The organism is Stenotrophomonas sp. YJH_SMC_133 (genome assembly GCF_059370655.1).
Window position 1 is genome coordinate 1 of the sequence record NZ_JCAFTW010000022.1, and the last position, 17,460, is coordinate 17,460.

The 17,460-nt window shown below is 68.4% G+C and carries 14 protein-coding genes; 3 read left to right on the forward strand and 11 right to left on the reverse strand.

The window, feature by feature from the left end; genetic code table 11:
* A partial coding sequence (locus tag AC5P78_RS20585; protein ID WP_146257439.1) for an integrase core domain-containing protein occupies nt 1-127 on the forward strand: 127 nt, incomplete at its 5' end.
* Here the strand turns inward: AC5P78_RS20585 and AC5P78_RS20590 are convergent.
* The 7 genes from AC5P78_RS20590 to nudE form a co-directional block, all read right to left on the reverse strand.
* Complete coding sequence (locus AC5P78_RS20590) at nt 124-573, reverse strand: NfeD family protein (protein ID WP_043034496.1); 450 nt, start codon at nt 571-573, stop codon at nt 124-126. The genes AC5P78_RS20585 and AC5P78_RS20590 overlap by 4 nt on opposite strands.
* 1 nt (nt 574) lies before the next feature.
* Nucleotides 575-1,534: an SPFH domain-containing protein gene (locus AC5P78_RS20595; RefSeq protein ID WP_005410704.1), complete on the reverse strand. Its 960-nt coding sequence runs from the start codon at nt 1,532-1,534 to the stop codon at nt 575-577.
* Nucleotides 1,535-1,600: 66 nt separating this feature from the next.
* Nucleotides 1,601-1,903, reverse strand: a complete 303-nt coding sequence (locus tag AC5P78_RS20600; protein ID WP_005410705.1) for an Mpo1-like protein — start codon at nt 1,901-1,903, stop codon at nt 1,601-1,603.
* 125 nt (nt 1,904-2,028) lie between these two features.
* Entirely contained in the window at nt 2,029-2,358 is a 330-nt protein-coding gene (locus AC5P78_RS20605; protein WP_100438344.1) for a YnfA family protein, read from the reverse strand.
* Nucleotides 2,355-3,194 carry a nucleoside triphosphate pyrophosphohydrolase gene (gene mazG / locus AC5P78_RS20610; protein ID WP_111174332.1) on the reverse strand — a complete coding sequence of 280 codons (840 nt, stop codon included), beginning with the start codon at nt 3,192-3,194 and terminating at the stop codon, nt 2,355-2,357. The genes AC5P78_RS20605 and mazG overlap by 4 nt, the downstream gene beginning before the upstream one ends.
* Before the next feature lie 13 nt (nt 3,195-3,207).
* On the reverse strand, nt 3,208-4,011 hold the full coding sequence (gene cysQ, locus AC5P78_RS20615) for a 3'(2'),5'-bisphosphate nucleotidase CysQ (protein ID WP_005410708.1): 804 nt from the start codon (nt 4,009-4,011) through the stop codon (nt 3,208-3,210).
* Complete coding sequence (gene nudE, locus AC5P78_RS20620) at nt 4,008-4,571, reverse strand: ADP compounds hydrolase NudE (RefSeq protein ID WP_043034491.1); 564 nt, start codon at nt 4,569-4,571, stop codon at nt 4,008-4,010. Before nudE ends, cysQ begins: the two co-directional genes overlap by 4 nt.
* Nucleotides 4,572-4,648: 77 nt before the next feature.
* Between nudE and bioA the strand changes: the two genes are divergently transcribed.
* Nucleotides 4,649-6,040 carry an adenosylmethionine--8-amino-7-oxononanoate transaminase gene (gene bioA / locus AC5P78_RS20625; protein ID WP_043034490.1) on the forward strand — a complete coding sequence of 464 codons (1,392 nt, stop codon included), beginning with the start codon at nt 4,649-4,651 and terminating at the stop codon, nt 6,038-6,040.
* On the forward strand, nt 6,031-6,768 hold the full coding sequence (locus AC5P78_RS20630; protein WP_005414248.1) for a 16S rRNA (uracil(1498)-N(3))-methyltransferase: 738 nt from the start codon (nt 6,031-6,033) through the stop codon (nt 6,766-6,768). Before bioA ends, AC5P78_RS20630 begins: the two co-directional genes overlap by 10 nt.
* A 102-nt stretch (nt 6,769-6,870) precedes the next feature.
* Here AC5P78_RS20630 and AC5P78_RS20635 read toward each other — a convergent pair whose 3' ends face one another.
* From AC5P78_RS20635 to AC5P78_RS20650, 4 genes are all read right to left on the reverse strand, one after another.
* Nucleotides 6,871-7,335 carry a chemotaxis protein CheW gene (locus tag AC5P78_RS20635; RefSeq protein WP_005410712.1) on the reverse strand — a complete coding sequence of 155 codons (465 nt, stop codon included), beginning with the start codon at nt 7,333-7,335 and terminating at the stop codon, nt 6,871-6,873.
* Nucleotides 7,332-8,657: a chemotaxis protein CheB gene (locus AC5P78_RS20640; RefSeq protein WP_043034489.1), complete on the reverse strand. Its 1,326-nt coding sequence runs from the start codon at nt 8,655-8,657 to the stop codon at nt 7,332-7,334. Before AC5P78_RS20640 ends, AC5P78_RS20635 begins: the two co-directional genes overlap by 4 nt.
* Nucleotides 8,644-15,321, reverse strand: coding sequence for an Hpt domain-containing protein (locus tag AC5P78_RS20645; protein WP_099561914.1), 6,678 nt, complete (start codon nt 15,319-15,321; stop codon nt 8,644-8,646). Before AC5P78_RS20645 ends, AC5P78_RS20640 begins: the two co-directional genes overlap by 14 nt.
* Nucleotides 15,322-15,421: 100 nt before the next feature.
* Nucleotides 15,422-17,458 (reverse strand): methyl-accepting chemotaxis protein, encoded by a 2,037-nt coding sequence (locus AC5P78_RS20650; RefSeq protein ID WP_005410715.1) that lies wholly within the window; start codon nt 17,456-17,458, stop codon nt 15,422-15,424.
* Between the last annotated feature and the right edge of the window lie 2 nt (nt 17,459-17,460).

The following is a 17,460-nucleotide window of genomic DNA, read 5'->3' on the forward strand; positions in this document are numbered from 1 at the left end:
CCAGCGCAATTCCGTGCTGACCCAATGGCTGCACCACTACAACTGGCACCGCCCTCACATGGGGATCGGTGGCCAGCCACCTATTTCCAGAGTCCTGCTGAACAACGTGGTGGGTTTACACAACTAACAGTCGACTCTACCTGCGGCAGACTCGACCACCAGCGTGCTGCCCTGCACCGCCACCACCCGCACCAGGCTGCCGGCCTGCAGTTCCGGGCCGCTGACCTGCCAGTACGCGTCGTCGATGCTGACCCGGCCCTGCCCACCAACGATACCCTGCTGCAACGGCACCACCCGTCCAACCAGTTGTTCGGCGCGGCGGTTGAGCAACGGTGCATCGCTGGGTCGCGCCCTTGCCTTGCCCCAGCGCCGGTAGCACTGGATCGAGACAACGCTCAGCACGACGAAGGCAACGACCTGCCACAGCAATGGAATGCCGCTGAACACCGCAACCAGTACGAACACCGCCGCCGCGCCAATGCCGATCCACAGCATGAACGCCCCGGGCGCCAACGCCTCGGCGGCAAACAGCAGCAGCGCCAGCGCGCCCCAACCGACGACTTCCCAGCGCATGTCAGCCTCCGAGCGGCGGCGGCCGCTTGCCGGCGGCCTTGTTGTCCTGGCTGGCCAGCGCCTGCTTCGCCAGTTCGGCCACGCCGGCGATCGAACCGATCACGCCACTGGCCTCCATCGGCATCAGCACCAGCTTCTGGTTCGGCGAACTGGCCAGCTCCTTGAACGCTTCCACGTACTTCTGCGCAACAAAGTAGTTGATCGCCTGCACGTCGCCCTCGGCAATCGCCGCCGACACCACCTTGGTCGCCATCGCTTCGGCCTCGGCCAGGCGTTCGCGCGCCTCGGCATCGCGGAACGCAGCTTCGCGACGGCCTTCGGCCTCCAGCACGGTGGCCTGCTTTTCGCCATCGGCACGCAGGATCTCCGACTGGCGGGAACCCTCTGCCTCTAGAATCTGCGCGCGCTTCTCGCGCTCGGCCTTCATCTGCCGCGCCATCGCATCCAGCAGGTCGCGCGGCGGCTGGATGTCGCGGATCTCGATGCGGTTGACCTTCACGCCCCAGGGATTGGTGGCATGGTCGACCACGCTCAGCAGCTGGGCATTGATCACCTCGCGCTGGCTGAGCGATTCATCCAGGTCCATCGAACCGATCACGGTACGGATGTTGGTCTGCACCAGGGCGATCATCGCCACTTCCAGGTTGGCCACCTCATAGGCGGCCTTGGCCGCATCCAGGACCTGGAAGAACACCACGCCGTCCACGCGCACGGCGGCGTTGTCCTTGGTGATCACTTCCTGGCTGGGTACATCCAGCACCTGCTCCATCATGTTCACCTTGCGCCCGACCCCGTACACGATCGGAATCAGGAAGTGCAGGCCGGGGGTCATGGTGTGCGTGTAGCGCCCGAAGCGCTCGACGGTCCACTCGTAGCCCTGGGGCACCATCCGTACCGCCTTGAACAGGATCACCACGGCCACGAAGGCCAGCACCACGGTAAAGAACATGGTCGGGAACATCTTGCTTTCCTTATCTATGACGTCCAGGCCCCAGCATAGCGCGTGAAGGCCGCATTCACAGCGGAGCTACCAGGGCATGCGCCCGCGCAGGATGTCGGCGAACATCACCCAGTCGCCCATGAACGAGTACAGCGGGTGCTGGAAGGTGGCCGGGCGGTTCTTCTCGAAGAAGAAATGGCCAACCCAGGCGAAGCTGTAACCGCAGAACAGGGCAGCCAGCAGCAGCACCGGCTGCCCACGCAGGATCGCTGCCGCGACCAGCAGCAGTACGCCGCAGCTGCCGATGAAGTGCAGCCGGCGCGATACCGGGTGGCGATGCTCGCTGAGGTAGAACGGATAGAACTCGCGGAAGCTGGCGAAGCGGGACATGCGCGTGCTCCGGGAACCAGGGTCGTCGCCATCATGCACCATCGCTGACCTTGTGGCGCCGAGTCATGCCCGGCTTGCGCGCGCCAGCGCGGTCGGAAGGAGGCGCAGCCACGCATGGCCCGGCGCTACACCGATGAGGTGCGCGGCCCGAACATGATCACCGCCATGCCGGCCAGGCACAGGGCTGCACCGAACAGGTCCCAGCGGCTGGGGCGGATGCCGTCGACCAACCACAACCAGAACAGCGCGGTGCCGATGTACACGCCACCGTAGGCCGCATAGACCCGCCCACTGGCGGTCGGGTGCAGGGTCAACAGCCACGCGAACAGGGCCAGGCTGGCCGCGGCCGGCAACAACAACCAGACGCTGCCGCCCTTGCGCAGCCATACCCAGGGCAGGTAGCAGCCGACGATCTCGGCCAGCGCCGTCAGCAGGAACAGGCCCAGCGTCTTCACGCTTTCTCCGCCGCCTTGGCCTGCTGCCACAGCGCTTCCTGCGCATCCAGGTCCATCGCAGCCAGCGCCCCACCCTGCGCGTCGGCCTGCGCTTCCATCGCGCGGAAGCGGCGTTCGAACTTGTGGTTGGCCCCGCGCAGCGCCGCACCCAGGTCGATGTCGGCATGGCGCGCCAGGTTGGCGCAGACGAACAGCAGGTCGCCCAGTTCTTCCTGCAGCCGCGCCCTGTTGCCGGCGATATCCCCGCGCTCGAACTCCTCGCGCAGTTCCTGCAGTTCCTCGGCCGCCTTGTCCAGCACTGGCAACGGGCCGGGCCAGTCGAAGCCGACCTTGGCCGCACGCGACTGCAGCTTCACCGCCCGCTGCCATTCCGGCAGCCCGCGCGAAATGCCGGCCAGCGCGGAGGTGTCCTGCTCGCCCTTGGCGGCACGCTCGGCACGCTTGATCGCGTCCCAGTTGCGCGTCACGCCGTCGGCATCGTCGACGCTCACGTCGGCGAACACGTGCGGGTGACGGCGCTGCATCTTGTCGCTGATCGCGCGTGCGACCTCGGCGAAGGCAAAGGCCCCCTGCTCTTCGGCCATGCGCGCATGGAACACCACCTGCAGCAGCAGGTCGCCCAGCTCGTCACAGAGATCGTCGAGATCGCCACGGTCGATCGCATCGGCCACCTCGTAGGCTTCCTCGATGGTGTACGGCGCGATGGTTGCGAAGTTCTGCTCCAGATCCCACGGGCAGCCGCCCTGCGGGTCGCGCAGGCGCGCCATGATCGCCAGCAGGCGCTCCAGCTCGTGGGCGGCGGCGCTGCCGGTGGTGGGGGTGTCGTGCGCGCTCATGCGGCCTCCAGGTTCAGTCGGACAACCAGTCGCGCCACGGCAGGCTGGTATCACCAAGGGCAATGAAATCGCCGTTCAACAGGGTTTCGCGGCGGTTGTAGCGGAATGGCTTGCCGGTCGCCGCCGACAGCACCGCACCACCAGCCGCGTGCAGCACGCACTGGCCGGCCGCGGTATCCCACTCAGAGGTCGGGCCGAGCCGCGGATAGACGTCCAGGCCGCCTTCGGCGATCCGGCAGAACTTCAGCGACGAGCCCTGCGCGATGGTCTCGATGCGGCCCATGCGTGCCAGCAGCGCCTCGGTTTCCGGCGAACGGTGCGAGCGGCTGGCGGCGACGCGCAGCGGGGCGGTGGCCGGCGTGCGGGTGCGCAGCACGGTGTCGTGCAGGCCCTGCCGGCGATAGGCCAGCTCGCCACGCATGGCATGCCAGACGATGCCGGTCACCGGGGCCAACACCACGCCGAAGGCAGGTGCGCCCTGGTAGATCAGCGCGATGTTGACGCTGAACTCGCCATTGCGCTTGACGAACTCGCGGGTGCCGTCAAGCGGATCCACCAGCCAGTACGCGCCCCAGTGGCGGCGGTGCTCCCACGGCACCTGCGCCGATTCCTCCGACAGGATCGGCAGGTCCGGGGTCAGCTGGCGCAGGCCCAGTTCGATGACCTGGTTGGCGGCCAGGTCGGCGGCGGTGACCGGGCTGTCGTCGTCCTTGATCTGCACCTCGAAGCCATCGGCGTACACCTGCATGATGGCCTGTCCGGCTTCCTGGGCGATGGCGATGGCGGTCTCGCGCAGGTCCGTGGTCAGTTTGATCATCGCGTTCCCTGCAGCCACTGGCGAGCGATGAACAGCGCCGCCAGCGAGCGTCCCTCGGAGAAGTCCTCGCGCAGCATCAGCTGGTCCAGTTCGGCCAGCTTCCACGGCACCACCTCCAGTTCTTCCGGCTCGTCGCCGGCCAGCTTTTCCGGATACAGGTCGCGTGCCACCACCAGCCACGACTGGTGGCTCATGTAGGTGGGGGCCAGGGTCATCGCGCGCAGCACGTCGACCCGGCGTGCACCGTACCCGGCCTCTTCCTTCAGCTCGCGGTCGGCGGCCTGCCCGGGGGTTTCGCCGGCGTCGATCCGGCCCTTGACCAGGCCCAGTTCATAGCGGTGCATGCCGGCGGCGTATTCACGCACCAGCAGCACCGTCTCGTCGTCGAGCATCGGCACCACCACCACCGCACCATGGCCACGGCTGACCAGGCGTTCGAAGCGGCGGCGTTCACCGTTGGAGAACTCCAGGTCCAGGTGCTGGCGCTGGAAGGGGCCGTTCTCCTCATCGGTGATCTTATGGATGATCGGCAAGCGCCGGCCGGCACGGTCATCGTTCATGCGGAATCTCCGCGGCGGCCGGCGCCAGCGCCGGGGCCGATAGAATGTGCAGGCAGCAACATGTTCATGAGCCCGAAATGCTAGCAGACCCAACCCCCTCCCCGCTGGCCCAGCACTGGCGGCAACGCGACCTGCAGGTGCTGTGGCATCCGTGCACGCAGATGCGTGAGCACCCGCATACCCTGCCGCTGGTGCCGATCGCCCGTGGTGAAGGCGCATGGCTGATCGACCACGACGGCAACCGCTACCTGGACGCCGTCAGCAGCTGGTGGACCAATCTGTTCGGCCATGCCGAGCCGCGCATCGGCAGCGCCATCGCGGCGCAGGCCGGGCAGCTGGAACAGGTGATGCTGGCTGGCTTCGGCCATGAGCCGGCGATCACCCTGGCCGAGCGCCTGCTGGCGCTGGCGCCACGCCAGCCCGGCCGCGAGCCGCTGGCCAAGGTGTTCTACGCCGACAACGGCTCGGCCGGCGTTGAAGTCGCGCTGAAGATGGCCTTCCAGTATTTCCAGAACCGCGGCGAGCCACGGCGCACGCGCTTCATCGCGCTGGAGAACGGCTACCACGGCGAGACCCTTGGAGCGCTGGCGATGGCGGACATTCCGCTGTACCGCCGCGTCTACGCGCCGCTGCTGGCCGAAGGCCTGTTCGCGCCCTCGCCCGATGCCTACCTGGCCGAGCCGGGCCAGAGTGCGGCTGATCGCGCACGCCAGGCCGCTGATGGCCTGGCCACCCTGTTTGACCAGCATGCCGGCGAGATCTGCGCAGTGATCCTGGAACCGCGCCTGCAGTGCGCCGGCGGCATGCGCATGCATGACCCGGTGTACCTGCAGCGGGTGCGCGAACTGTGTGATGCGCACGGCGCATTCATGATCGCCGACGAGATCGCCACCGGCTTCGGCCGCACCGGCACCCTGTTCGCCTGCGAGCAGGCCGGCGTGATGCCGGACCTGATGTGCCTGTCCAAGGGCCTGACCGGCGGCTTCCTGCCGCTGGCCGCGGTGCTGGCCACGCAGGCGCTGTACGACGCCTTCCTTGATGACTCGCGCGAGCGCGCCTTCCTGCATTCGCACAGTTACACCGGCAACCCGCTGGCCTGTGCGGCTGCGCTGGCGACGCTGGACATCTTCCGCGACGACGATGTGATCGCCCGCAACCGTGGCATCGCCTCGGTGATGGGCGCGCTGGCTGCGCCATTGAGCGACCATCCGCACGTGGCCGACGTCCGCCAGGCCGGCATGGTGGTGGCCTTCGAGCTGTCGCGGGATGGCAACAAGCGCACGCCGTTCGATCCGGCGCTGCGACTGGGCCTGCACGCCTACAAGGCTGCGCTGAAACGTGGCGTGGTGCTGCGTCCGCTGGGCGACGTGCTGTACTGGATGCCACCCTACTGCGTGGATGACGAACAACTGGAGCTGCTGGCACATACCACGCTGGCGGCGATTGACGAGGCGATTGCATGCGCGTGACCCGCTGCCCCATCGACCTGGCGCTGCACAGCGGCCAGACCGTGACCCTGCCGGAAGAGACGGCCAACCATCTGGTGCGGGTGATGCGCCTGCGCGAGGGTGATACCTGCGTGCTGTTCAACGGCGATGGCCACGACTACAGCGCCACGCTGACCGCCGCCGGCAAGCGCGAGGTGCAGGTGCGCATCGATGCGGTGCAGGCGGTGGACAACGAATCGCCGCTGGCGATCACTCTGCTGCAGGGCATTGCCCGAGGCGAGAAGATGGACCTGATCCTGCAGAAGGCCACCGAGCTGGGCGTGAGCGCCATCGTTCCGGTGAATGCCGAGCGCACCGAAGTGAAGCTGGATGCCGCGCGCGCGGAGAAGCGCGTAGCGCACTGGAACAACGTGGTGACCTCGGCCTGCGGCCAGTCCGGGCGCGCGCGCATTCCGCAGGTTGGATCGCCGGTGTCACTGGCGCAGGCGGCGGCGACGCTGCCGGCCGATACGCTGCGGCTGACGCTGGACCCGCACGGTGCCCATCGACTGTCGACGCTCGACGCGGCGCCGACGGGCGGCATCGTGATCGCGATCGGCCCGGAAGGCGGCTGGTCGCCGCGCGACCGGGATCAGCTGGCAGCGGCAGGATTCCAGGGCCTGCAGCTCGGCCCGCGCATCCTGCGCACGGAGACGGCCGGCCTGGCCGCGATCGCGGCATTGCAGGCGCGGTTGGGCGACCTGGGGTGAGGTTGATTGGTGGTAGTGCCGGCCGCTGGCCGGCATCCAAGGGATCACGAGGTTGCCGGCCAGCGGCCGGCACTACCGGGAACCCGACCGGCGGATTGCCGATCAGGCCGCCAGCGAATCCAGCGCGGCTTCCAGCGCATCCAGGTTCGGCAGCAGCGCGCTCTGCTCACCCAGCAGCACGCGCATGTGCACGATCTGCGGCAGGGTTTCCTCGGAAGCATCGGCCAGCAGGCCATCGCGCGGCACCGAGATCAACTGCGGGAAATTCTGCGTCAGCAGCGCGTAGTACGGGCGCTGCGCGTTGCCGCTGAGGGCCTTCAGCACGACGACCTTGTTGTGGCCGCCCACGGCTTCCTCGCCCAGGCCGGAAAGGCGCGCGAACGACACCAGCGGCACCTGCCAGCCGTGCCAGCCGATTTCGCCGACCAGCCAGCGCGGGGCGTCGGAAACCGGCTGCACCGGCACCCGCGACATCATTTCGGCCACGGTGGCATTGGGCAGCAGCACGCGCTCGTTGCCGGCCTGGATCAGGACGCCGCGGATTTCGTCATTGCTGGCATAGCTCATGGTGCCTCTCCGTTATCATCTTCCACGCCCCAGCGCGCGGCGATGGCCTGCGCCAGTTCCTGTGGCTCACCCGCCACCATGCCAGCGGCGACCACCGCCGTGGCTGCGGCAGGGTCATAGCAGCCCTCGCCGACCTGCCCGGCCACCCAGGCACCGGCGGCGGCCAGATCCAGCGCCGGACCCACATGCGCAAGGTCGGCGCCGCTGAGCAGGACCAGCGCAGTGTGGTCGGCCGGCAGCCCGGCAATCGAAATGCCTTGCGCGTCGCTGACGAAATGCAGGCCGTCGCTGGCGGCCTGCACGCCGATGTCATCGGCCAGCACATGCACTTCACCGGGTGTTGCACGCTGGCCGGCTTCGGCCAGCTGCACCGGCAACGGCGACACGCGTGCCATCTGCTTGACCAGGTTGCCGTAGCGGCCACCGTCCAGGCGCATGTGCACCAGCACCGGCACGCTCAGCGACGACGGCAGCGCACCGAGCAGGCGGCGCAGCGCATCCGGGCCACCAATGCCGGCCAGCACCAGCAGCGAGCCGGCACGTGCGCCCGCAGGCGCCGCAGTGTCCAGGTCCACCAGGCTGAGGTGATCGGTATCGAAGGACGGCAGCGGGGCTTCCATCGCGGCGCTGTACCCGGTGGCTGCGGGCGCGTCTGCTACGTCCTCGACCAGCGACCACGCGGTGTGGTCGAAGGACACCGGCGGCGTTGCCGGTGTGGCAACCGGCTGCATCGGCACTGTCTCCAGCGGCTCCGGCACCACCGGCTGCAGCGCGGCCAGTGCCTGCTCCAGCGCGATCGGTTCGTGCAGGTGCGCCGGTGGCGCATACAGGCTGTCCGCCGGCACCTCGTCGGCCCAGCTCAATGCCTGGTCCAGATGCGGCTGGAGCGCTTCTTCCCGTGGTGCCGGCGGTGGTGCCGGGTGACCCGGTTCCAGCTGCAGGGCGGGTTCGTCTTCCGCACCCGGCGGCAGCACCTGCTGGTGGCCGTGCAGCTTGGCGGCCAGGTGGCGGCCCCAGCGCTGTGCCTCCCAGCCATCACGGCGCGCCGCCAGCTCGGCTTCGTCGAAGACCAGGGTCAGGCCTGGTGCGGACAGCACCGCTTCAAGCCGCTCCAGAGCATCCTCGATGGCCGCTTCCAGCGCGATCACCACGAACTGTGGACGCGCGTCCTGCAGCAGCTGCGGCTCCAGGCCATTGGGGTCGTCTTCCAGCACCAGCTGCACATCGGCATGCGACAACGCCTCGCGCAGGCGCTCGCGCGCCGCGCCAGGACGGGCCAGCAGGGCGACGGCCGGGGCCGCCTGGGCTTCACTCACGGACACGGGCGATCCCCAGCAGGTCGTACACGTTACGCATCAGGTCCAGCTCCTGGTACGGCTTGCCCAGGTAGCGCTGCACGCCGATCTCGAAGGCGCGCTGGCGGTGCTTGTCGCCGCTGCGCGAGGTGATCATCACGATCGGCACGTCCTTGTAGCGCGGGTCGGCGCGCATCGCGGTGGCCAGCTCGTAACCATCCATGCGCGGCATCTCGATGTCCAGCAGCATCAGGTCGGGCACGCGTTCTTCCAGGCGCTCCAGTGCTTCCACGCCGTCGCGGGCGACGCTGACCTCGAAGTTGTGGCGTTCGAGGATGCGGCCGGTGACCTTGCGCATGGTCAGCGAATCGTCCACCACCATCACCAGCGGCACCTGTCGCTCCTGGCGCGGTGCGTTGGCCAGCACCGGCAGCGTCGGGTTGGCGAGGAAGCGGCGCACCAGCGGCGCTACGTCCAGGATCACCACCACGCGGCCATCGCCGGTGATGGTTGCACCGTAGATGCCCGGCACCGACGCGATCTGCAGGCCGACCGGCTTGACCACGATTTCGCGGTTGCCCAGCACCTGGTCGATCGCCACGGCGGCACGCAGGTCACCAGCACGGACCAGCAGCAGCGGTACCTGGTCCTGGCCATCGGCACGCGCCGGGGCCTGCCCGACCAGGCTGCCGAGGTCGTACAGCGGATAGTCCTCGCCGCTGTAGCGATAGCTGCTGTCGGCCGCTTCGAAACGCTCGCGCGACAGGCGGCCGATGCCACTGACCGATGCGACCGGCACCGCAAAGGTGGTTTCGCCGATCTGCACGAACACCGCCTGGGTGACCGCCAGCGTCTGCGGCAGGCGCAGGGTGAAGCGCACGCCCTGGCCACGCACTGACTGGATATCGACCGAACCGCCGAGCTGGCGCACTTCGTTGCGTACCACGTCCATGCCCACGCCACGGCCGGCCAGCTGGCTGACCTGGTCGGCGGTGGTGAAACCAGAGGCGAAGATCAGGTTGTCCAGTTCCTGCTCGTTCGGCTGCGCATCGGCAGCCAGCAGGCCACGGTCGATGGCGCGGCGGCGGATCGCCTCGCGGTCCAGGCCGGCGCCGTCGTCGGCCACTTCCAGCACGATTTCCGAGCCTTCGCGGTGCAGCCGGATGGCGATCTCGCCCTCCTCCGGCTTGCCAGCGGCGCGGCGCTGTTCCGGCGCTTCCAGACCATGCGCCACGGAGTTGCGCAGCATGTGTTCCAGCGGCGCGACCATGCGGTCGAGGACGTTGCGGTCCAGTTCGCCGTGGGTACCTTCCAGGGTCAGGTGGACCTGCTTGCCGGTATCCATGCCGGACTGGCGGACCACGCGGCGCAGGCGCGGCACCAGACCGTCGAACGGCACCATGCGCGCGCGCATCAGGCCATCCTGCAATTCCGAGCTGACGCGCGACTGCTGCTGCAGCAGGGAGTCGTACTGGCGCGACAGATCGTCCAGGACGCCCTGCAGGCCGCCAAGGTCGGCGGCGGACTCGTTCAGCGCACGGCTGAGCTGCTGCAGGGTGGAGAAACGGTCCAGTTCCAGCGGATCGAACTTCTGGTCCGCCTGGTCCTGCTCGCGCTGGTAGCGGGCGACGATCTGCGCCTCGGTTTCCAGGTCAAGCCGGCGCAGCTGGTCGCGCAGTCGCGCATTGGTGCGCTCCAGTTCGGCCATGGCACCACGGAAGGCACCCAGCTGCTGTTCCAGACGCGAGCGATAGATCGCCACTTCACCGGCATGGTTGACCAGGCGGTCGAGCAGGTCGGCGCGCACCCGCACCTGCTCCTGCTGCGGACGCGCCAGCGGATCTTCGTCGGCCACGCCTTCGGCCGGCAGTGGTGCCGACAGCGGGGCATCGGCCGGCGTCGTCAGCGGGCCCACAGCCTGTGCCGGCACGGCCTCGGCCTCGCTGGCCGCACGCGCGGCCGCAGCGGCCGCCGCGATATCGGTGGTGGTGCGGACCTCGAAGGCCTCCACCAGGTCCTGTGCAGGCGCCACCACACGGTGGGCACCGGTCCGCGTCAGCAGCTGGTGCAGGCGGTCGAAGCCGCGCTCCAGCAGCTGCACGTCGCGGCGTTCGATCTCGGTGCGGCCGGCCGCCACGGCTTCCAGCAGGGATTCGATGCTGTGGCCAAGGTCGCCGATGGCATTGATGCCGGCCATGCGTGCGCCACCCTTCAGGGTATGCAGGTCACGCTGCAGGCCGGCCAGCACCTCGCGATCCTGCGGCGCATTGCGAAGCTCGCTGATCAGGCCATCGCAGTGGTCGAGCAGGTCCTTGCCTTCCTCGACGAAGATGTCGACCAGTTCGCGGTCGTACACGCTGAAGTCGAGCGCATCGGCGCCATCCGCGGTGTCTTCCAGGGTGGAGGCTTCATCGTGGAGCGGCGCCCGCTCCCCGGCGTCGGCCTCGGCAGGTTCGGCATCGGTGTTGGCCGTGCCCTGCCCCGGCGCTTCTTCCAGTTCGAAGAACCGCACCGGCTCGGCGGTGGCCTGCAGTGCTTCGGCAGCGCTCGCCTCGTTCACCGTCGCCGGGGACGGCTGATCGGCGCTCTCTCCTTCGCCGACCGCCGCCTCCCCGCCGACGTCCGCATCCTCGGCAAAGGCTTCCGCCTCGCCCGGCGCGAGTTCGCTGGCCTGGAGGCCGAGCACGGGCCATTGCCCGTCGTCGTCCAGGGTCTGCTCTTCTTCGATCACGTGCAGGCCGGCCTCGAGCGCGGCTGCCAGCGTGACCGGTTCTGCAAAACCCGGCGCAGCCATTTCATCCTGCAGGCTCGACAGCCCGCTGTCGAGTGGCAGTGCAGCAGCGGCGTCAATGACGCTGTCATCGCCACTGCCCGAATCAAAGGACAACGGCGTATTCAGGTCGATCGCGTCAACTTCCGCAGGCACCGGCCACTCTTCCGCGTCGCGGTCATCCACCGGCAGCGCACTGGCGTCGAGGTAGGGCGACAGATCGTCGGCCATGGTCAGATCAGCGTCGTCGACCGTCGCGATCGTGGGCACGGCATCTGCTTCGGCCACTTCGACAACAGGCGCACTCTCGACCGGCTGGATCGATTCAATCGCGCCGGTGTCCGCCACGGCAGGTTCACCTTCGCCCGGCACCGACGGCCAGCCGGCGTCGAAGTAACGCGAAAGATCGTCGCTGGCGGTCAGCTCGCCCACGTCCAGGCCGCTGTCGGCCGCGATGTCCAGCGTCTGCGGGTCGGTTGCAGCTGGAACCGGTTCCAGCGCATCTTCGGCAAGCGGCTGCGGCTCGGCAATGAGATCGGGCGCCACATCGAAAGCGGACGCCATGCTGGTTTCGTCCAGCGTGTCTAGCCCGGCCAGCGGCGCTTCGGCTTCGGATGCCCGCCCGACATCGGGCGCCAGCGCGATGCCCTCTTCATCCTCGTCCTCCAGCCCGACCATCGGCCAGCGCGCTTCCGGCAGTTCACCGGCCAGCGCCTGCAGGCGCTGTACCAGCGCTTCCTGTGGCGTGATGCGCGGCTGCTCGGCCTGCAGCGCTTCCATGGTCGCGGTGATCGCCTGCGCGGTCGCATCCAGCGCGGCCACGCCCTCGTCGCCCGGCACCACGTCTGCAGCCAGCGCGCGCTTGATGTAGGACTCGGCACCGCCGGTAACGGCAGTGATTTCCGGCACTTCGGTCATCGCGAAGGCGCCGTTCATGGTGTGCACCGCGCGCAACAGCGCGTCGCTGACCGGCTGCGGCGCCTGCTGTGCCAAGCGCAGCCAGTCCTGCAGGGTCGCCTGGTGGACTTCCACTTCGGCTTCCAGGATCTCGCGCAGCACGCTGTCGATGTTGGCCGGCGTGCCCAATGCTTCGGGCGCCGGGTCCGCATCGGCTTCAGCCTGCACCGACGCCATTGCTTCGGCTTCGAGGATGCGGCTGATCTCGTCCTCGCCATCGGCTTCGACCACCGGTGCGGCGGGAGCGGCCGCAACCGGCAGCGGTACGTAATAGGTTTCCTCACCCGCGCCGACGCGATCGGCAATGGCCTGCATCGCCTGCAGGTCCACGCTGATCCGCTGGCCATGACGCAACGCGGCGTTCAGCTGCGGCAGCGCGGCATGCGCGTTGTCGACCATGGCCAGCACGGCTGGCGTCGCCGGGCGGCTGCCGTCGAGCACGCGGTTGAGCATGCCCTCGATCTTCCACGCAAATTCGCCCAGGGTGCGTGCACCGACCAGTCGGCCACTGCCCTTGAGCGTATGGAAGATGCGGCGGATGGGACGCAGACGGTCCATGTTGTCCGGCTGCATGCGCCATGCCGGCAGCAACGTTCCGAGGTTGGCCAGTTCGTCGTCGAACTCTTCCAGGAACACCTCGCGGATGTCCTCGTCGATGTTCTCGGCATCGTCGTCGAAGCCGGCCTCGAAGCCGGCGTCTGCATCTTCCGCGCTGCCCACGGCGACCGGCGCTTCCGCATCGGCCGGCGTCGGGGTCGCCTGCGGATTGAAGTCCGCGGCGGCAGCGCTCAGCTCGGCAAAGAACTGCGCGTCGGCTTCGCTGAAATCAATCGGTGCGATGGTGTCGATGTCGATCATCGACACCGCCGCTGCCGGCACATCGGCAAGCGGTGCGGGCGCTTCCACCGGCACATCCACGGGGGTGATGTCCGGCTCTGCGGCAGCCGGGCTCTCTTCCACCACCGCAGGGGCAGTGGCATCGACGCTCTCCAGCGACGGATGCAGCCCGGCAGCGTCCTCCAGCGACAATGCCTCCATCGCATGCAGCGACAACACGTCGTCGGCATTGTCCAGCGCATCGGCATCGAAACGGAACACGACGTCGTCACTTGCAGAAACCGCGTCATGTTCGGCGGCCACCGGGTCGAGCCCCGGTGCGGCATGCGCGCCGGTCTCGATGGACAGCGAGGCGTCGGCGGCGTCCTCTACGTCCAGGCCGCTTGTCGCATCGGACTGCACTGGCAGAGCCGCCTCCGACAGCGTCCACTGGGTGGCGGCGCCCTGCCCTGCATCAAGCTGTTCGAAACTGACCGGATCGAAGCTGGCAAACGTCGGACTGCGCTCGTCGTCCGCTGGAGCGAGCGGATCGGCCTCAGGATGGAACGGTGCCAGATCCCATTGCGGGACCTCGGGTGCAGGTGCACTGGAGGCGGCAAAGACCAGCGGTGCATCCGACTCGTCACGCAGCGATAGTGGCGCGGAGGCGACGGATCCCAGCCCACCGAACATCAAGCTGTTGTCCGCCGCTGCCGGCGAAGGCCTGGGCGGTGGCGGATCGAAGGTGAAGTCCGGCAGCGGTACCGGCACCTCACCGGGTGCCGGCGCGGCCGACTGTACCGGGATCTCGATGTGCTCTGGCTGCAGTGCCTCGCCCTGCAGCACAACCGGCTCACGCTCGATCGACTGCGGCACGGACGCTGCCGGCTCAGCCGCATCGTGGTCCGGCAACGGCCAGTAGCGCAGCGCCTCAAGGCTGCTGCGGGTGATGTCGAGGATGTCCTCGCGACCCGGACGACGGTCGCGCAGGGCTTCCAGGTAGTACTCCAGGCTGGCCATGGCGTCGGCCAGCGTGTCCAGCTGGCGGCCACTCGGCACGCGCTGGCGACCGATCAGCTCGGCTTCGATGTACTGCTGCACGCCGCGCAGGTAATCGGCGGCGGTACCCAGGTCGAGCATGCGCAGCGCACCGGACACATCGCCCAGCAGGCGCGGCACGTCGTGCAGCTCGGCATGGTTCCAGCTGGTTTCAATGAACGCGACGAAGTGCTCGCGCGCGGCGGCGAAGTTGGCGATGGCCTCGTGCGCCAGCACCTCTACCGTGCGCCGGTTCTCCACTGCGCTCGGATCGTCCTGGCCACTGCCGCCGGCGCCCAGGTGGGCGACCTGGTCATCCAGCGACGCATCCACGTAGAGCAGCGCCCCGGCGATATCCAGCAGCAGGTTTTCGTCGATCTGCTGGCGGCCCTCGACCACGCCACGCAGGGCATCACGTTGCTGCACGACCACGCCGCGGGCCACGCCCAGGCCCATCATGCCCAGCGTATCGGCGACCGCACCGAGCTCGTTGGCCTGGGTCTGCAGCTGCTCCGGCGCACCGCCGGTACGCAGGTGCAGGTCCAGCGCATCCTTGATGCGCAGCAATTCTTCCTTCACTGCACTGCCCACGGTATCGAGCAGCTCGCGGTTGCGCCCGCTCAGGCTGCCACGGGCATGGTCCAGCTCGGCCTCGGTGGCGGTGACGCTGTCCGGTGCGAATGCCAGCAGCACGCTGTCATGCACGCCCTCTTCGCCACGTGCGGCACGGATCTCGTTGAGCAGCGGCATCAGCACGATCGGGATGTCACGGTGACCGTTCTGCAGGCGCTCCAGGTAATCGGGCAGCAGCACGCTGCCACGCATCAGGGTCGCGCAGGCTTCATCCCGATCGGCCACGCCACCGGCGCCGATGGCATTGGCCAGCTGTTCCAGCTCCTCGGCCACCATGGCCGGGGCGTACAGCTCGACCATGCGCAGGGTGCCCTGTACCTGGTGCAGGTAGCCGGCGCAGATGCGCATGCGGCTGGCGTCGGTCGGGTCTTCCGCGTAGTACTCGACTTCGTTGCGCACCTGGCGCAGGGTCTCGTCCAGCTCGGGCTTGACCCAGCCCAGCGCTGCGTGGCTCATCGCATCGCGCAGACTGCTCATGGACGCGCTCCGTTCGCCGCCGCGCGGAAGCCGCGCGAGTTCTGGCGTGGGGAATGGAAATGCTTCATCGACTGGTTCCTTGCTCGCCGCCCTGCCCGCGTCACGCCGGCAGCTTGAAGTCGGCGACCGAACGACGCAGGTCGGCCGCCAGCTGCGCGAGGTGGCCGATCGATTCGGCGGTCTGCCCGGCACCCTGCGAGGTCTGGCCGGTGATCTGCCGGATCACGCCCATGGTGCGGGTGATGTCCGAGGCCGCAGCCGACTGCTGCTGGGCGGCGATGGAGATGTTCTTGATGAGGGTGTTCAGTGCATTGGACACGCGCTCGATCTCGGTCAGCGCGGTGCCGGCGTCCTCGGCCAGGCGTGCACCGGACACCACTTCGGCGGTGGTCTGTTCCATCGAGGTGACCGCTTCGTTGGTATCGGCCTGAATGGCCTGCACCAGGTTCTCGATGCGTCGGGTCGCGCCGGAGGTACGTTCTGCCAGGCGCTGCACTTCGTCGGCCACGACCGCGAAACCGCGGCCTGCTTCACCTGCCGACGCCGCCTGCACTGCCGCGTTCAACGCCAGGATGTTGGTCTGTTCGGAAATGTCGTTGATCAGTTCCACGATCGAGCCGATTTCCTGCGACGACTCACCCAGGCGCTTGATGCGCTTGGAGGTCTCCTGGATCTGGTCACGGATCTGGTCCATGCCCTGGATGGTCTCGCGCACCACGCCGGCACCTTCGGCGGCGATCACCACCGAGCGTTGTGCCACGTCGGCCGACTCGGCCGAGTTGCGCGACACCTGTTCGATGCTCGCCGCGATCTCGCCGATGCGGTCCGAGGCCGAGGTGATCTGGTTGGCCTGGTGGCCCGCCGCTTCCGCCAGCTGCATGGCGGTGGCCTGGGTTTCCTGGGTGGACAGCGCGACCTTGGCCGAGGTGTCGTTGATGGTGGTCACCAGGTGTCGCAGCTCGTCGACGGCGTAGTTGATCGCGTCGGCGATGGCGCCGGTCATGTCCTCGGTCACCGAGGCCTTCACCGTCAGGTCGCCCTCACCCAGCGAGGAGATTTCGTCCAGCAGCCGCATGATCGCCTGCTGGTTGCGGCTGTTGAATTCCACCTGGGTCTGGTAGCGCAGTTCCTGCTCGCGCGAGCGGCTGCGCACGTTGGTGGAAACGAAACCGATGATCGCGATCAGCGACAGCGCACCGGACACCACACCGATCCAGAAGTTCGGGAACAGGCGGGTGTCAGACACCGAGCCGAACGAGGAGAACGCGTCGAACAGCTTGCGGCTGTCATCCAGCATGTGGGCCGAACCCTGGCCCAGCGCGGTGGCGGCGGACTGCGCCGCGAACAGCTGGCGCGAGCTGGCCAGGATCGCGTCAGCGTCCTGCTTCATCGCTTCCCACTTCTGCTGCGACTGCTCCAGTGCGGCGACGGCGGCGGCACCGCGCACGGCGGTGATGCCCAGTTCCTCGTTGCCGTTGCGCAGGCCGTCGAGCACCTGCGAGAACACGGTGATGTCGCGTGCCAGTGCATCGCCGGACGTCGCTGCGGCGCTGCCACCGGCGCGCATTTCGGTCACGCGACGGGCCATGGAGCCGGCCACCACCACCTGCTGCAGGGCGCTGTACACCTGCGACGACGGCGCGCCGGAGGCCGACATCGCACGCACCAGCTCGTTCAGCTGGGCCTGCAGGCCCGGCACCGCACCGGTGAAGTTGTTGGCATTGCCAGCCAGCGCCAGCACCGCCGGTTCACTGGCGACCAGCTGCCCGGCCTGCTTGCCCAGCGGCGCCCAGGTCTCGCCCAGGGTGGCGATGGCACCGGACACGCCCGGCTCCTTGCCGTAGCGCCCCTGCAGTGTCGACACGTTCTGTTCGATCGCGTTGCGGGTCGCCTTGAAAGCGGTGAACGCCTGCGCGTTGCCGCCCACCGCGTCACGGCCCTGGTTGGCCAGCTGCTGCGACAGCACCTGCAGGTCGGCCGCCTTGGAACCGGCATCGGCCAGGCGACTGCCCTGCCAGGTGGCGACGCCGGTGTTGACGCCGAACAGGATCATCGATGCCAGCAGCAGGAACAGCCAGAGGTTGCTGCCGCCCAGCCGCAGCTTGCCGGTCTTGGTGGCGTCCGAAGCAGTACTCATCG

Coding starts and splice junctions, on each gene's coding strand:
- AC5P78_RS20645 (WP_099561914.1), bottom strand. CDS start 15,321: ATGAGCAGTCTGCGCGATGCGATGAGCCACGCAGCGCTGGGCTGGGTC.
- cysQ (WP_005410708.1), bottom strand. CDS start 4,011: ATGATCAAACTGACCACGGACCTGCGCGAGACCGCCATCGCCATCGCC.
- AC5P78_RS20590 (WP_043034496.1), bottom strand. CDS start 573: ATGCGCTGGGAAGTCGTCGGTTGGGGCGCGCTGGCGCTGCTGCTGTTT.
- mazG (WP_111174332.1), bottom strand. CDS start 3,194: ATGAGCGCGCACGACACCCCCACCACCGGCAGCGCCGCCGCCCACGAG.
- AC5P78_RS20650 (WP_005410715.1), bottom strand. CDS start 17,458: ATGAGTACTGCTTCGGACGCCACCAAGACCGGCAAGCTGCGGCTGGGC.
- AC5P78_RS20635 (WP_005410712.1), bottom strand. CDS start 7,335: ATGAGCTATGCCAGCAATGACGAAATCCGCGGCGTCCTGATCCAGGCC.
- nudE (WP_043034491.1), bottom strand. CDS start 4,571: ATGAACGATGACCGTGCCGGCCGGCGCTTGCCGATCATCCATAAGATC.
- AC5P78_RS20595 (WP_005410704.1), bottom strand. CDS start 1,534: ATGTTCCCGACCATGTTCTTTACCGTGGTGCTGGCCTTCGTGGCCGTG.
- AC5P78_RS20600 (WP_005410705.1), bottom strand. CDS start 1,903: ATGTCCCGCTTCGCCAGCTTCCGCGAGTTCTATCCGTTCTACCTCAGC.
- AC5P78_RS20630 (WP_005414248.1), top strand. CDS start 6,031: ATGCGCGTGACCCGCTGCCCCATCGACCTGGCGCTGCACAGCGGCCAG.
- bioA (WP_043034490.1), top strand. CDS start 4,649: ATGCTAGCAGACCCAACCCCCTCCCCGCTGGCCCAGCACTGGCGGCAA.